The following is a 16,064-nucleotide window of genomic DNA, read 5'->3' on the forward strand; positions in this document are numbered from 1 at the left end:
ACGATGGCCGTTGCGGTGGGGCCCGCCTGCCGTGCCCGCGCCCGTGTCCGTACCACGACCCACGTGCCAGGCCCGACCGGCAAGGAGACCAGCCTCAGTGTCCGTCTTCAACAAGCTCATGCGTGCAGGCGAAGGCAAGATCCTGCGCAAACTGCACCGCATCGCGGACCAGGTCAACTCCATCGAAGAGGATTTCGTGACCCTCTCCGACGCCGAGTTGCGGGCGCTCACCGACGAGTACAAAGAGCGCTACGCCGACGGTGAGAGCCTGGACGACCTGCTCCCCGAGGCCTTCGCGACTGTCCGCGAGGCGGCCAAGCGCGTCCTTGGCCAGCGCCACTACGACGTCCAGCTCATGGGCGGCGCCGCGCTGCACCTCGGCTATGTCGCCGAGATGAAGACCGGCGAGGGCAAGACCCTCGTCGGCACGCTGCCCGCCTATCTCAACGCGCTGTCCGGCAAGGGTGTCCACCTGATCACGGTGAACGACTACCTGGCCGAGCGCGACTCCGACATGATGGGCCGCGTCCACAAGTTCCTGGGCCTCGAAGTCGGCTGCATCCTGGCCAATATGTCGCCCGCGCAGCGCCGTGAGCAGTACGCCTGCGACATCACGTACGGCACGAACAACGAGTTCGGCTTCGACTATCTGCGCGACAACATGGCGTGGTCCCAGGAAGAGCTGGTCCAGCGCGGTCACAACTACGCCATCGTCGACGAGGTCGACTCGATCCTTGTCGACGAGGCCCGTACGCCGCTGATCATCTCCGGCCCCGCCGACCAGGCCACGAAGTGGTACGGCGACTTCGCCAAGCTGGTCACGCGGCTCACCAGGGGCGAGGCCGGCAACCCGCTCAAGGGCATCGAGGAGACCGGCGACTACGAGGTCGACGAGAAGAAGCGCACCGTCGCCATCCATGAGCCCGGTGTCGCGAAGGTCGAGGACTGGCTGGGCATCGACAACCTCTACGAGTCGGTGAACACGCCGCTCGTCGGTTATCTGAACAACGCGATCAAGGCCAAGGAACTCTTCAAGAACGACAAGGACTATGTCGTCATCGACGGCGAAGTCATGATCGTCGACGAGCACACCGGCCGTATCCTCGCGGGCCGCCGCTACAACGAGGGCATGCACCAGGCGATCGAGGCGAAGGAAGGGGTGGACATCAAGGACGAGAACCAGACCCTCGCCACGATCACCCTGCAGAACTTCTTCCGCCTCTACGGCAAGCTGTCCGGTATGACCGGTACGGCCATGACCGAGGCCGCCGAGTTCCACCAGATCTACAAGCTGGGCGTCGTGCCGATCCCGACGAACCGGCCGATGGTCCGCATGGACCAGTCCGACCTGATCTACCGCACCGAGGTCGCCAAGTTCGCCGCGGTCGTCGACGACATCGCGGAGAAGCACGAGAAGGGTCAGCCGATCCTGGTCGGCACCACCTCGGTCGAGAAGTCCGAGTACCTCTCGCAGCAGCTCAGCAAGCGCGGTGTGCAGCACGAGGTGCTCAACGCCAAGCAGCACGACCGGGAGGCGACGATCGTCGCGCAGGCCGGCCGCAAGGGCGCCGTCACCGTCGCCACGAACATGGCCGGCCGTGGTACGGACATCAAGCTCGGCGGCAACCCCGACGACCTGGCGGAGGCGGAGCTGCGGCAGCGCGGCCTGGACCCCGTCGAGCATGTCGAGGAGTGGGCGGCGGCGCTGCCGGCCGCGCTGGAGAAGGCCGAGCAGGCGGTCAAGGCCGAGTTCGAAGAGGTCAAGGACCTCGGCGGGCTCTATGTCCTGGGCACCGAGCGGCACGAGTCGCGCCGTATCGACAACCAGCTCCGTGGCCGTTCCGGACGTCAGGGCGACCCGGGCGAGTCCCGCTTCTATCTGTCTCTGGGCGACGACCTGATGCGGCTGTTCAAGGCGCAGATGGTCGAGCGCGTGATGTCGATGGCCAATGTGCCGGACGACGTACCGATCGAGAACAAGATGGTGACGCGCGCCATCGCGTCGGCCCAGTCGCAGGTCGAGCAGCAGAACTTCGAGGCGCGTAAGAACGTCCTGAAGTACGACGAGGTCCTCAACCGGCAGCGTGAGGTCATCTACGGCGAGCGCCGCCGGGTCCTGGAGGGCGAGGACCTGCATGAGCAGGTGCGCCACTTCATGGACGACACGATCGACGCGTACATCCAGGCGGAGACCGTCGAGGGCTTCGCCGAGGAGTGGGACCTGGACCGGCTGTGGAGCGCGTTCAAGCAGCTCTACCCGGTGAAGGCCACCGTCGATGAGCTGGAGGAGGCGGCCGGCGACCGTGCCGGGATCACCGCCGAGTTCATCGCGGAGTCCATCAAGGACGACATCCACGAGCAGTACGAGGACCGGGAGAAGCAGCTCGGCTCGGACATCATGCGTGAGCTGGAGCGGCGCGTGGTGCTGTCCGTCCTGGACCGCAAGTGGCGCGAGCACCTCTACGAGATGGACTACCTCCAGGAGGGCATCGGCCTCCGCGCGATGGCGCAGAAGGACCCGCTGGTCGAGTACCAGCGCGAGGGCTTCGACATGTTCAACGCCATGATGGAGGGCATCAAGGAGGAGTCCGTCGGCTATCTGTTCAACCTGGAGGTCCAGGTCGAGCAGCAGGTCGAGGAGGTCCCGGTGCAGGACGCGGCCGAGCGCACGTCGCTGGCGAAGGAGGACGCGGTGCCCGCGGGCAGCGGCCGTCCGGAGATCCGGGCCAAGGGGCTCGACGCTCCGCAGCGCCCGGACCGGCTGCACTTCTCCGCTCCCACGGTGGACGGCGAGGGCGGCATCGTGGAAGGTGACTTCCAGAACGCGGACGGGCCGACGCGCTCCACTTCGGACGGGCTGACGCGCGCCGAGCGCCGCAAGGCGCAGAAGGGCGGCAACAGCGGCCGTCGCCGCAAGAAGTAGCGGCAGGACCGCCCGGCCGCCCGGTCGGAACGACCGGGAAGCCGGGCCGGTGACAGGGCCTGACGGGCCGGGGCGCGCGCACTCGCTGTGTGCGCCCCGGCCCGTCCTCGCGTCTCGGATGTCCTGAATATCCCGGATGTCCTGGCTCAGGCGCCGGCCGGAGTCCGTTCGCCGCCGAGCTCGACCGCGGCGCACCGCCAGCGCAGATCGGCGCCCTGTTCCAGCCGGAAGGCCATCGCGCGCACCTGGTCGCCCGCGGCGATGCTGGCGGACGCCTCGACGGCTCCGGGACGTGGCTGGAAGCCGCGGCAGGTGCGGACGACGGGACGTACGCCCCGTGTTCTGAGCGGAGTGCCCGGTGCGAGCCGGACGAGCTGCTCGTACGCCTCACCGACGGTCTGGCCGAGCATCCAGTGCACCGGGCGGTCGCCGCTGAGGACGGCGAGCAGGCGCTCCGCGAAGAGTTCGTGCGGCGGGATGTACGGTCGCCGCGGCGGACGGGCGGCGCCCGGACGGCGCTGGTCGCGCCGGCCCGGAGGCCGTGGCGCGGCGGCCGTCCTGGAACCGGCGACGACCCTGGCCGCCGAGCGGTCCGCGGCGCCGGTGTCGGACGTGGTGCCGACGGACTTGGTGCGGCCGGACATGGTGCGGTCGGACATGGTGCGGCCGGAGGTGGTGGTTCCGGCCGTGCTGGTCATCTCTGTGGTGCTCACGCAGATCGCCCCCGTTCTGCCCGCCCGGCTCGGATACCGGGCGGTAACTTTTGTTGGGGTTCTTCTACGGGGCTCGGGGGGAGCGCCGCAAGCGGGTCCGCCGACGGAGCGCGGGCCCGCTGAATCACCTATCCGAGTGGTCCACGGGCCGTCGCCGGGCCCGGCGACGGGTCGGTGCGCGGTTCTCGGTGGACGTCCGAGCGCCCGTGAGCGTCACTCCGAAGAGGGACTCCCGCACGTATCCTTAGGTGCTCCTCCGACTACGAAAGCGGCCAGCTCATGCGCGTCTACGTCCCCCTGACCCTCCCTGGTCTCGCCGAGGCGCACAAGGCGGGCGAGCTGGGACCAGGCCCGCTGACCGCGTACGCGGTGACCCCCGGACTGCGCGAGTGGTACGTCTCCGACGACATCGAGGAGCTGGAGTACGCGGCCCTCAGCCGGGCCGCGGCCGGCTCGCTCCGGCTGCTCGCGGCGGATCCGGGCGCGGCCCGCCGCCGGGTGGTCGTCGCGGTCGACGTGCCCGACCGGGAAGCGGTGTCGGACCCGGACCGCGGGCTGGACGCGGGCGCGCTGGGTGAGGTGCGGATCGCCTCGGCGGTCGCGCTGGCGAAGGCGGCGGCGGTGCATGTCGACTCCGACGACGCCGACGAGGACGTCTCGGCCGCGGCGGCGGCGCTCGGGGCGGCGGACCACGGCGACGACGACGCGCAGTTCACGGTGGACGGCGCGGAGGACCACGAGCTGCTCTGGTACGGCGTCCAGGAGATCCCGAACCTCATCGGCCTCGGCTGACGGACGCGCTGAGGGAGTCGGCGAACTCCGCTGTCAGACCCGGCCGGTACCGTGTTTTTCCATGGGGAAGCAGAACATGCATCTGGTCTGGGACTGGAACGGCACCATCCTCGACGACATCGAGGCGGTCATCGGCGCGACGAACGCGGCCTTCGCCGAGATCGGTCTTGAGCCGGTCACGCTGGAGCGGTACCGCGAGCTGTACTGCGTGCCGATCCCGGTCTTCTACGAGCGGCTGATGGGCCGCCTGCCGAGCGACTCGGAGTGGGCCGTCATGGACGCGTCCTTCCACCGGCACTACACGGAGCGGCGCCTGGCGTGCGGGCTGACCGAAGGCGTCAAGGAGCTGCTGGCGCAGTGGCAGCTCGCGGGCCGCAGCCAGTCGCTGCTGAGCATGTACGGGCACGAGGAGCTGGTGCCGGTCGTGCGCGGTTACGGCATCGAGAGCCACTTCATCCGGGTCGACGGGCGCACGGGGCCGTCCGGCGGCAGCAAGGCGCTGCACATGGAGCGGCATCTGGCCGCGCTGGCCTCGGTGGGCGCGATATCCGCCGAGCACACGGTGGTGATCGGTGACGCGGTCGACGACGCGGTGGCGGCGGCGCACGTCGGGGCGCGCGCCGTGCTGTACACCGGTGGCTCGCACAGCCGGGCCAGCCTGGAGGCGGTGGGCGTCCCGGTGGTCGACACCCTCGCGGAAGCGGTCGGCCTGGCGCAGAGCCTGACGCCCTGATCGGCACGGCGGCCGGCCGCGGCACGCGCGCTCAGATCACCGGCGCCTTCGCCCGCAGCACCGTCAGGAATTCGCGCATCCAGGCCGGGTGGTCCGGCCAGCCACGGGAGGAGACGAGGGTGCCGTCCACCACCACCTCCGCGTCGTGGAAGGTGGCGCCCGCCGACTGCATGTCGAGTTCCAGGGCCGGATAGGCGGTGACCCGGCGTCCGGCGAGTTCGCCGATCGCTGCCGTGAGCAAGGGGCCGTGACAGATCTGGGCGACCGGTTTGTCTCCGTCGAAGAAGGACTTGATGATCTTGCGGAGTTCCGGGTCGCCCCGCAGATACTCGGGAGCGCGTCCGCCCGGGATGACCACGGCGACGTACTGGTTCGGGTCGACCTCGGAGAAGGCCAGATCGGCGGGACACGTATAACCGGGCTTCTCGGTGTACGTGTCGAAGCCGGGCTCGACGTCATGGACCACGAACTGGAGCTTTTTGCGGCTAGGAGCGGCGATGTCGACCTCGTATCCCTCCTCAAGCAGGCGCTGGTACGGGTAGAGGACTTCGAGGGATTCGGCGGCGTCGCCGGTGACGATCAGAACCTTGGCTGCCATGACTGCTCCCGGGAAAGAAAGACGTATCGATCTGTCCACCTGTCGACCAGTGTCGTCCCGGTCGGCGTGCCCCGGCGAGGCCGTGTCTGCCATGAGTGTCGGAGCGGGCTCTCTGTCGCTGTCCAGAGTGTCAAACTTGAGCCCCCGCTTTTGTACACATACGGCTCATGACGGCTCCCCGGTGGAGGGCGATAGCCTTGGGCGGTGATCAGCGCGATATGCCGTGGGGGCAGCGAAGCCCCCGGCCTGCGCCCGGAGCGCCACAGCGCCCGGGCGACCGATGATCCTCACTGTCCGGTCGGACCGTCAAAATTGGCCGATAACGCCCCGGACATCTCTCATCGCGGCATAACGTCGATCCCGACCGGAAACCTCGCGTCGTGGCGTTGTACCGCTTCCTTCACCTACGTCACGCAACGGCGCGCGACAGGAGCCAGAGGACATGCAGACCAAGCTGGACGAAGCCAAGGCCGAGCTGCTCGAACAGGCGGCCCGGGTCGCTGAGAACAGCCCGGCGGGAGGAACCGGGGGGCTCGGGGCCAGTCCCCGCAAGGACGAGGCCTCGGCCGGGACCGGCCGAGAGGAGCGTCCGGACCGGGACACTCTTCTGGCGTACCTCCAGCGCTACTACCTCCACACGGCTGCCGAGGACCTGGCCGACCGCGATCCGGTCGATGTCGTCGGCGCGTCGCTCTCCCACTACCGGCTGGCCGCGAACCGTCCCCAGGGGACGGCCAACGTACGCGTCCACACTCCGACCGTGGAGGAGAACGGCTGGACGTCCAGCCACTCCGTGGTCGAGGTCGTCACCGACGACATGCCCTTCCTGGTCGACTCCGTCACCAATGAGCTGTCCCGCCAGAGCCGCGGTATCCACGCGGTGATCCATCCGCAGATCGTCGTGCGGCGTGATCTCACCGGCAAGCTGATCGAGGTGCTGCCCGAAGGCGCCGCGGACCGGCCGCACGACGCGCTCACCGAGTCCTGGATCCATGTCGAGATCGACCGCGAGACCGACCGCGAAGATCTCCAGCAGATCACCTCCCACCTGCGGCGCGTCCTGTCCGACGTCCGCGAGACGGTGGAGGACTGGGAGAAGATGCGCGACCGCGCGCTGCGCATCGCCGAGGAACTGCCCAGCGAGCCGACCGCCGACGACCTGACCACCCAGGAACGCGAAGAGGCACGCGAGCTGCTGCGCTGGCTCGCCGCCGACCACTTCACGTTTCTCGGCTACCGCGAGTATCAGCTCACGGACAGCGACTCGCTGTGCGCCGTGCCCGGCACCGGCCTGGGCGTCCTGCGCTCCGACCCGAAGCACAGTGAGGACGACGACCATCCGGTCAGTCCCTCCTTCAGCCGGCTGACCGCCGACGCCCGCGCCAAGGCCCGTGAGCACAAGCTGCTCGTCCTCACCAAGGCCAACAGCCGCTCCACCGTCCACCGGCCCAGCTATCTCGACTATGTCGGCGTGAAGAAGTTCGACGACAAGGGCAATGTCGTCGGAGAGCGGCGCTTCCTGGGGCTCTTCTCCTCGGCCGCGTACACCGAGTCCGTACGCCGGGTCCCGGTGATCCGCCGCAAGGTCGCCGAGGTCCTGAACGGCGCGGGCTTCTCGCCCAACAGCCACGACGGCCGCGATCTGCTGCAGATCCTGGAGACCTACCCGCGCGACGAGCTGTTCCAGACGCCCATCGACCAGCTCCGCTCGATCGCCACCAGCGTGCTGTACCTCCAGGAGCGCCGGCGGCTGCGGCTCTATCTCCGCCAGGACGAGTACGGCCGCTACTACTCCGCGCTCGTCTATCTGCCGCGCGACCGCTACACCACCGGTGTCCGGCTGCGGCTGATCGACATCCTCAGGGAAGAGCTCGGCGGATCGAGCGTCGACTTCACGGCCTGGAACACAGAATCGATTCTCTCCCGCATCCACTTCGTCGTGCGGGTCCCGTCGGGCACCGAGCTGGCCGAGCTCACCGACGAGGACGTGGACCGGATCGAGGCCCGGCTCGTCGAGGCCGCCCGCTCCTGGGCCGACGCCTTCGGTGAGGCGCTGAACGCCGAGTGTGGCGAGGAGCGCGCCGCCGGGCTGCTGCGCCATTACGGCAACGCCTTCCCCGAGGGCTACAAGGCCGACCACAACCCGCGCGCGGCCGTCGCGGACCTGGTCCATCTGGAGGCGCTCAGCACCGCCGGAAAGGATTTCTCGCTCTCCCTGTACGAGCCGGTCGGCGCGGGTCCCGGCGAGCGGCGCTTCAAGATCTACCGCTCCGGCGAGCAGGTCTCCCTCTCCGCCGTGCTCCCCGTCCTCCAGCGGCTCGGTGTCGAGGTGGTCGACGAGCGTCCGTACGAGCTGCGCTGCGCCGACCGCACGCACGCCTGGATCTACGACTTCGGTCTGCGCATGCCGCTCGGCGGCGCGGACGGCGACTATCTCGCCGACGACGCCCGAGAGCGCTTCCAGGACGCCTTCGCCGCCGTCTGGACCGGCGCCGCGGAGAACGACGGCTTCAACTCCCTGGTCCTGCGGGCCGGTCTGAACTGGCGGCAGGCGATGGTGCTGCGCGCGTACGCGAAGTACCTGCGCCAGTCGGGATCGACCTTCAGCCAGGACTACATGGAGGCCACCCTCCGTACAAACGTCCACACCACCCGGCTGCTGGTCTCCCTCTTCGAGGCCCGGATGTCGCCGGACCGCCAGAGCGCCGGCACGGAGCTGACGGACGGTCTGCTGGAGGAGCTGGACGGCGCCCTCGACCAGGTCGCGAGCCTCGACGAGGACCGGATCCTCAGGTCCTTCCTCACCCTCATCAAGGCCACCCTCCGGACGAACTTCTTCCAGAGCGCCGGCGTGGCCAACGGCCCGACGACCGGCGTCAGACCGCACAGCTATGTGTCGATGAAGTTCGACCCGCAGGCCATCCCGGACCTGCCCGCGCCGCGTCCCGCGTACGAGATCTGGGTCTACTCGCCGCGCGTCGAGGGCGTGCATCTGCGCTTCGGCAAGGTCGCGCGCGGCGGGCTGCGCTGGTCCGACCGGCGTGAGGACTTCCGTACGGAGATCCTCGGCCTGGTCAAGGCGCAGATGGTGAAGAACACCGTGATCGTGCCGGTCGGTGCCAAGGGCGGCTTCGTCGCCAAGCAGCTTCCGGATCCGGCCGCGGACCGGGACGCCTGGCTCGCCGAGGGCATCGCCTCGTACAAGATCTTCATCTCGGCGCTGCTCGACATCACGGACAACCTGGTCGGCGGCGAGGTCGTCCCGCCCGCCGATGTGGTGCGCCACGACGAGGACGACACCTATCTGGTCGTCGCCGCCGACAAGGGCACCGCGAGCTTCTCCGACATCGCCAACGAGGTCGCGGTCGCCTACAACTTCTGGCTGGGCGACGCCTTCGCCTCCGGCGGCAGCGCGGGCTACGACCACAAGGGCATGGGCATCACGGCCCGCGGCGCCTGGGAGTCCGTCGAGCGGCACTTCCGCGAACTCGGCCACAACACCCAGGCCCAGGACTTCACGGTCGTCGGTGTCGGCGACATGTCCGGTGACGTCTTCGGCAACGGCATGCTGCTCTCCGAGCACATCCGGCTGGTCGCGGCCTTCGACCACCGGCACATCTTCCTCGACCCGCACCCGGACGCGGCCACCTCGTACGCAGAGCGCCGCCGCCTGTTCGAGCTGCCGCGCTCCTCCTGGGCCGACTACGACAAGCGGCTGCTGTCGGCGGGCGGCGGGATCCATCCGCGTACCGCCAAGTCCATCCCCGTCAACACACATGTCCGCGAGGCTCTCGGAATCGCGCCCGGTGTCACCAAGCTGACGCCGGCCGAGCTGATGAAGGCGATCCTCGGTGCCCCGGTGGACCTGCTGTGGAACGGCGGCATCGGCACCTATGTCAAGGCGTCCACCGAGTCGAACGCGGACGTCGGCGACAAGGCCAACGACGCGATCCGCGTCAACGGCGAGGACCTGCGGGCCAAGGTCGTCGGCGAAGGCGGAAACCTGGGTCTGACCCAGCTCGGCCGTATCGAGTTCGCCCGGCGCGGCGCCGGTGGCGAGGGCGGCAAGGTCAACACCGACGCCATCGACAACAGCGCGGGCGTGGACACCTCCGACCACGAGGTGAACATCAAGGTCCTGCTCAACGGCCTGGTCTCGGACGGCGACATGACCGTCAAGCAGCGCAACAAGCTGCTCGCCGCGATGACCGACGAGGTCGGCGCGCTGGTGCTGCGCAACAACTACGCGCAGAACACCGCGCTCGCCAACGCCGGAGCCCAGTCGCCCTCACTGCTCCACGCCCACCAGCGGTTCCTGCGCCGTCTGGTGCGGGACGGAGACCTCGACCGCGCGCTGGAGTTCCTGCCGACCGACCGGCAGATCCGCGAACTGCTCAGTGCCGGCAAGGGCCTCTCCCAGCCCGAGGTCGCGGTGCTGCTCGCCTACACCAAGATCACGGTGGCGGACGAGCTGATCCACACCGCTCTGCCGGACGATCCGTATCTGCGCAAGCTGCTGCACGCGTACTTCCCCGAACCGCTGCGGGAGCAGTTCGCCGAGCAGATCGACGCGCACGCGCTGCGCCGCGAGATCATTACGACGGTGCTGGTCAACGACACGGTGAACACCGGCGGTTCGACCTTCCTGCACCGGCTGCGCGAGGAGACCGGCGCCTCGGTCGAGGAGATCGTGCGGGCGCAGACCGCGGCCCGCGAGATCTTCGGTCTGAATGCCGTCTGGGACGCCGTCGAGGCGCTGGACAACAAGGTCGATGCCGCCGTCCAGACCCGGATCCGGCTGCACTCGCGCCGGCTGGTCGAGCGCGGTACCCGCTGGCTGCTGGGCAACCGGCCGCAGCCACTGGAGATCGCCGGGACCATCGCGTTCTTCGCGGCCGGTGTGGAGCGGGTCTGGGCGCAGCTTCCCACCATGCTGCGCGGCTCGGAGCTGGCCTGGTACCGGCGCATCCTGGACGAGCTGACGGAGGCCGGCGTGCCGGAGGAGCTCGCTCTGCGGGTCGCCGGCTTCTCGTCCGCCTTCCCGACGCTGGACATCGTGGCGACCGCGGACCGTACGGGCCAGGACCCGCTGTCCGTCGCCGAGGTGTACTACGACCTCGGCGACCGGCTGCGGATCACCCAGCTCATGGACCGGATCCTGGAGCTGCCGCGGGCCGACCGCTGGCAGTCCATGGCCCGCGCCTCCATCCGCGAGGATCTGTACGCGGCGCACGCGGGCCTGACCGCGGACGTCCTGTCCGTCGGCAACGGCAGTTCGACGCCCGAGGAACGCTTCGAGGCGTGGGAGCAGAAGAACGGCGCGATCCTCAGCCGGTCGCGCTCCACGCTGGAGGAGATCCAGGGCTCGGACGCCTTCGACCTGGCGAATCTGTCGGTCGCGATGCGGACCATGCGGACGCTGCTGCGCACGCACAGCTGACGGCGGTCCGTGCGGGCGGCCGATCGCTGACCGCCGCGACGGACCGAAGTGGCGCCCGGCTCACCGCCGGGCGCCACTTTCCGTGCTGCTTCTCCGCGTTGCCGGCCGTGCGGAGCGCCGTCCCTACTTCTTCTTGTGGGTGAACGCGTCGTACGCCGCGACGACCTCCGCCGCCGGACCGTCCATCCGCAGCGTCCCCGACTCCAGCCAGAGCGCGCGGTCGCAGGTCTCGGTGATGGTCTTGTCGCTGTGGCTGACGAGGAAGACCGTGCCGGCCTCCTCGCGCAGCTCCGCGATGCGTTCCCGGCTGCGCCGCTGGAACTTCGCGTCGCCGGTGGACAGCGCCTCGTCGATCAGCAGGACGTCATGGCTCTTGGCGGCGGCGATCGAGAACCTCAGCCTGGCGCCCATGCCCGAGGAGTACGTCCGCATCGGCAGCGAGATGAAGTCGCCCTTCTCGTTGATCCCGGAGAATTCCACGATGCCGTCGTACCGGCTGCGGACCTGCTCGCGTGACATGCCCATGGCGAGTCCGCCGAGAATGACATTGCGCTCGCCGGTCAGATCGCTCATCAGCGCCGCGTTGACCCCGAGGAGCGAGGGCTGTCCCCGGGTGAAGATCTTGCCCTGGCCGACAGGCAGCAGTCCGGCGATCGCCTTGAGCAGCGTCGACTTGCCGGATCCATTGGAGCCGATGAGTCCGATCGCCTCGCCCTTGTACGCGGCGAAACTGACGCCCTTCACGGCGTGCACCTCGCGTACTCCGGGCGCCGCCCGCCGCGAGACGATCCTGCTCAGCGCGGAGGTGGCGCTGCCCTTGCCGCCGCGCGTGCCATGGACCTTGTAGGTGATGTGGACACCGTCGACGACGACGGTGGGGATCGGCTCAGCCACGTCCGTACTCCTCCTCGGCCTTCCAGAAGAACAGGAATCCACCGGCGCCGACGAGCACCGCCCAGCCGAGCGCGACGGCCCAGACATGCGGCGGGAGCCGGTCGGCGGTGAAACTGTCGATGAGCGCGAAACGCATCAGGTCGATGTAGACGGCCGCCGGATTGCACTCCAGGGCCACCGCCACGAAACGCGGCAGCCGGTCGCCGGAGACCACCTTGTCGACGCTCCACATCACGCCGGACATATACATCCAGGTACGCAGGATGAACGGAGTGAGCTGGGCGATGTCCGGCGTCTTGGCGGCCAGTCTCGCCACGATCATCGAGAGTCCGGTGCTGAACAGCGCCTGGAGCGTCAGCGCCGGCACCGCCAGCAGCCAGCTCACGCCGGGGTACTGGCCGAAACAGACCAGGATCACGGCCAGCGCGCCCATGGAGAAGAGCAGTTGCTGGAGCTGCTGGAGAGCGAGTGCGATCGGCAGCGCGGCGCGCGGGAAGTGCAGGGCCCGTACGAGACCGAGGTTGCCGGAGATCGCGCGGGTGCCGGCGGTGACGGAGCTGGAGGTGAAGGTCCAGATGAAGACGCCCGTCACCAGGAACGGGACGAAGTCCGGGACGCCGTCCTTGGTGCGCAGCAGGACGCCGAAGATGAAGTAATAGACCGTCGCGTTGAGCAGCGGAGTCATGATCTGCCAGATCTGGCCGAGCTTCGCCTGGCTGTACTGAGCGGTCAGCCGGGCGGTCGCGAAGGCGGTGATGAAGTGCCGTCGTGACCAGAGCCGGCGGACATATTCGAGCAGTCCTGGGCGGGCTCCGCTCACGGTCAGGCCGTGCCGGGCGGCGAGAGCGCTCAGGCCGGTCTCCCGGTCCTGGCCGGTGTTCCCGTCCGGACCCGGCGTAGCAGGTGCCGGTGCGGGCGCCGCCTGCTGAGCGGCGGGTGTGATCGTCTGGCTCACGGAGATGTCCTCTTCGGAGAGTGCGCCGGGACAGCACTGACGACGGAACGGGTCCGTATCGTCGCAACGACGAGAGTAGGGTGGTTCCACGTCGCAACGCAACCGTCTCGTCGCCACGCCGCCGTGACGCTATGCTGGCTGCCGATGACCACGGACCCGCGCACCTCACGCCGCGTTCCCGCCGGAGCCGCGGTGCTCCGGGAGGACGTGACCGACGCCATTCGCGCCGCCGTCTTCGAGGAGCTGGCCGCGGTCGGCTTCGCACGGATGTCCATCGAGGGCATCGCGCGCCGGGCCGGAGTCGGCAAGACCGCCGTCTACCGGCGCTGGAAGTCCAAGCTGGCGCTCGTCCTCGACCTGCTGTCCGCGTTTGCCGCGCAGGGACTGCCCGCTCCCGCCACCGGTTCGCTGTACGGCGATGTCCGCGCCCTGCTCGAAGTGGCCTCGCACGCCCTGCGCCATCCGGTGGCCTCGCAGGTCATCCCGGATCTGCTGGTGGAGTCGGCCCGCAATCCGGAAATCTCCGAAGCGATCAAGGCGGCCCTGCTGGACGGACAGCAGGGCATCGCGGCCGTGATCGTCCGCGAGGCGGTCCAGCGCGGCGAGCTGCCCGAGGGCACGGATCCCGACCGCGCGCTGGACCTGATCATCGGACCGCTCTACTGGCGGCTGGTCGTCGTGCGCGGCGCACTGCCCAAGGGCTATCTCGACGAGCTGGCCGCCTCGGCGGTCGCCGCGCTGAGCCACGGCTGACCGTCCGGCCACGGCCGCCGCGACGGACACCCGCGGCGGTGCTCAGGGAGCCGGCGGCGCCGGGCTGCGTTCCTCCTGCGGCAGCGGCAGCGGCACACCGCCCTGCTCGCCGAGGAACACATGGCGTACGACACGCTCCGCCGCCCGCCCGTCGTCGTACGGACAGAAGCGCGCCCGGAACGCCGTCCGCAGCCGGGCGGAGCGCGAGCCGCGCCAGTGGCCCAGCGCGAAGGTGTCGATCAGTTCCTCCTGGGTGTGCGTGACCGGGCCCGGCGGACAGGACCGCAGATCGAAGTAGGTGCCCTGGGCCGCCTCGGCCGCCTCCTGGTCGTCGCAGTGGACGACGATCGGCCGGTCCAGATTGGCGTAGTCGAACATCAGCGACGAGAAGTCCGTGATCAGAGCGTCGGAGGCCAGACAGAGAGTCTCGGTGGACGGATGACCGGACACATCGAGGACGCGCGGATGGGGCGGATACGGCACCTGCGTCCCGTACGCGTGACGGGCCCGGCTCAGCAGGACGAAGCGCGGACCCAGTGACTGGACCACCCGCTCCAGGTCGAGTGGCTGGTGCGGCGAGTGGCGGTAGTCACGGTTCGCCGGTGCGTACAGGACGGCGGTGAAGCCCTCCGGAATGCCCAGCGAGCGCCGCAGCCGCGCCACATCCCCGGCCGTGGCCCGCTGGAAGATGTCATTGCGCGGATGGCCGTACTCCAGTGTCGTACCGGCCGAGGGATAGGCCTTCTCCTGGACGAGTGTGGAGTGGCGGTTGGCCGACAGGGAGTAGTCCCACCGGTCGGCGTCGGCGAGCAGCCGGCCGGCGTCCGTGTCGCCCGCCGCCTCAGGACGGTCCGGCAGCTCGATGTCCGGTGACCGGAGCGGCGTCCCGTAGTGCGTCTGGAGCAGGATCTGCCGGCGGCGCTTGACCAGCCGGCGGTCGAAGTCGGCGTTGCTGACGAGGTACTTGGCGCGGGCGATCGCGGTCCAGTAGGCGAAGGTGCCGGGCCGCAGCCGACGAGTGCCGATCGGGACGCTGTGCTGATGCGCGGCGTGACTGATCCAGGCGGTGCGCAGGCGCGGAGCGAGCTCACGCACCTTGCGCTCGATGGCGGCCGGGTCGCTGGTGTAGCCGCGGTGGCCGAAGGCCGCGAAGACCGCGTGGTCGGCGCGGACCGGAAGCCGTCGCTGGACGGCGTAGTGGAGCCGGAGCACACCGGACCGCACGGCCCGCAGCAGCGTGGCGGCGACCCGGCCCGAGCGCTCGCGCAGCAGACGGGACGTCCGCAGGACATGGTGTGTACGGTGCGCGCCGAGCCGCAGCAGCCGGTGTCCGCGCCGGCTCCTGGACCGGCCGGCGGCGCCCGGCGCGCGGTAGCGGCGGTGGTGCGCGCGCGCCCGGCGGAAGAACTCGGCGCGGCTGCCGCGCGACACCGGGCCGTCCGTGGCGACGAGGGCCGCGAGGTGGTCGAGCATGCGCCGGTGCAGCACCGGGCGCCAGCGGTCCAGCGCGGGCCGCTCGTCGACGAAGGCGAAGACCCGGTCGTACTGGTCGAAGAGATCCATGTGCCCGCGATCGGTCGGCGAGAGACCGGGCCGCCGCTGCTGATGGTGCGTACAGACCCGGTCCAGCGTGGTGATCGACTCGGCGGTCATCAGCACCGGATAGGTCCAGGCGGTGTCCGTGTGGTGTCCGGACGGGAAGGTGAGGCCCTGGCGCTCGACGAACTCCCGGCGGTACGCCTTGTTCGAGGCCGTGATCAGGTACGTCAGCAGGTTCGGCCGGTCGCTGAGCTGGAAGGAGGCGGGGCCGTCCTCGGCGAGCGGCGCGGCGAAGGTGTTCCGTACGGTCTCGCCCGACCAGTACGTACGGTCGAAGTCGTAGACCAGGACATCCGGGCCGCCCGTCTCCTTGAGCCGGTCCGCGAGCGACTGGAGCGCGCCCGGCACGAAGGTGCCGTCGCCGTCGAGGAAGACCACGTAGTCGCCGGTGGCCCGGGCGAGTCCGGCGTTGCGGGCCGGACCGAGCCCGGAGTTCTCGCGGAGATGGACGGCGGTGACCCGCTGCTCGTGGGCGGCGAATTCGTCGGCGACGGCACCGCAGCCGTCCGGCGAACAGTCGTCCACCACGATGAGTTCGAGATCGTCGTAGGTCTGGGTCAGTACCGAGCGCAGGCAGTCCGTCAGATACGCCTGGACGTTGTACGCGGTGACGATGACGCTGAACCGGGGCATGGCCCGGGAACGGCCGGTGGAGTGACCTGGT

The 16,064-nt window shown here is 69.6% G+C and carries 9 protein-coding genes and 1 pseudogene; 5 read left to right on the forward strand and 5 right to left on the reverse strand.

All coding sequences use genetic code 11. The features are described from left to right. Positions 1 to 97 precede the first annotated feature (97 nt). The gene (secA, locus tag PV679_RS00085) at positions 98 to 2,923 is read left to right on the forward strand and encodes a preprotein translocase subunit SecA (protein WP_319678077.1); all 2,826 of its coding nucleotides are present in this window, start codon (positions 98 to 100) and stop codon (positions 2,921 to 2,923) included. 146 nt (positions 2,924 to 3,069) lie between these two features. On the opposite strand, the pseudogene PV679_RS00090 reads toward secA, so the two are convergent. Next, positions 3,070 to 3,465: pseudogene (locus tag PV679_RS00090) on the reverse strand (Rv3235 family protein); the annotation flags it as partial. Positions 3,466 to 3,915: 450 nt separating this feature from the next. Between PV679_RS00090 and PV679_RS00095 the strand changes: the two are divergent. Both PV679_RS00095 and PV679_RS00100 read left to right on the forward strand, forming a co-directional pair. After that, on the forward strand, positions 3,916 to 4,428 hold the full coding sequence (locus tag PV679_RS00095) for a DUF6912 family protein (RefSeq protein WP_319678078.1): 513 nt from the start codon (positions 3,916 to 3,918) through the stop codon (positions 4,426 to 4,428). Positions 4,429 to 4,489: 61 nt separating this feature from the next. Beyond that, complete coding sequence (locus PV679_RS00100; RefSeq protein WP_319678079.1) at positions 4,490 to 5,161, forward strand: HAD family hydrolase; 672 nt, start codon at positions 4,490 to 4,492, stop codon at positions 5,159 to 5,161. A gap of 31 nt (positions 5,162 to 5,192) precedes the next feature. Here PV679_RS00100 and PV679_RS00105 read toward each other — a convergent pair whose 3' ends face one another. Beyond that, complete coding sequence (locus PV679_RS00105) at positions 5,193 to 5,759, reverse strand: DJ-1/PfpI family protein (RefSeq protein WP_319678080.1); 567 nt, start codon at positions 5,757 to 5,759, stop codon at positions 5,193 to 5,195. 442 nt (positions 5,760 to 6,201) lie between these two features. Between PV679_RS00105 and PV679_RS00110 the strand changes: the two genes are divergently transcribed. Further along, positions 6,202 to 11,199, forward strand: a complete 4,998-nt coding sequence (locus PV679_RS00110; RefSeq protein ID WP_319678081.1) for an NAD-glutamate dehydrogenase — start codon at positions 6,202 to 6,204, stop codon at positions 11,197 to 11,199. Positions 11,200 to 11,322: 123 nt separating this feature from the next. On the opposite strand, the gene PV679_RS00115 is transcribed toward PV679_RS00110, so the two are convergent. Together PV679_RS00115 and PV679_RS00120 are read right to left on the reverse strand one after the other, a co-directional pair. After that, positions 11,323 to 12,093: an ABC transporter ATP-binding protein gene (locus tag PV679_RS00115; protein WP_319678082.1), complete on the reverse strand. Its 771-nt coding sequence runs from the start codon at positions 12,091 to 12,093 to the stop codon at positions 11,323 to 11,325. Further along, positions 12,086 to 13,048, reverse strand: coding sequence for an ABC transporter permease (locus PV679_RS00120; RefSeq protein WP_416069621.1), 963 nt, complete (start codon positions 13,046 to 13,048; stop codon positions 12,086 to 12,088). Before PV679_RS00120 ends, PV679_RS00115 begins: the two co-directional genes overlap by 8 nt. Positions 13,049 to 13,192: 144 nt before the next feature. On the opposite strand from PV679_RS00120, the gene PV679_RS00125 reads away from it, so the two are divergent. Beyond that, positions 13,193 to 13,801 carry a TetR/AcrR family transcriptional regulator gene (locus PV679_RS00125; RefSeq protein ID WP_319678083.1) on the forward strand — a complete coding sequence of 203 codons (609 nt, stop codon included), beginning with the start codon at positions 13,193 to 13,195 and terminating at the stop codon, positions 13,799 to 13,801. A 42-nt stretch (positions 13,802 to 13,843) separates the two neighbouring features. On the opposite strand, the gene PV679_RS00130 is transcribed toward PV679_RS00125, so the two are convergent. Beyond that, a complete protein-coding gene (locus PV679_RS00130; protein WP_319678084.1) occupies positions 13,844 to 16,033 on the reverse strand; it encodes a bifunctional glycosyltransferase family 2 protein/CDP-glycerol:glycerophosphate glycerophosphotransferase in 2,190 nt (729 codons plus the stop codon). Between the last annotated feature and the right edge of the window lie 31 nt (positions 16,034 to 16,064).

Source organism: Streptomyces sp. AK02-01A, assembly GCF_033795305.1.
Taxonomy (GTDB): Bacteria; Actinomycetota; Actinomycetes; order Streptomycetales; family Streptomycetaceae; genus Streptomyces.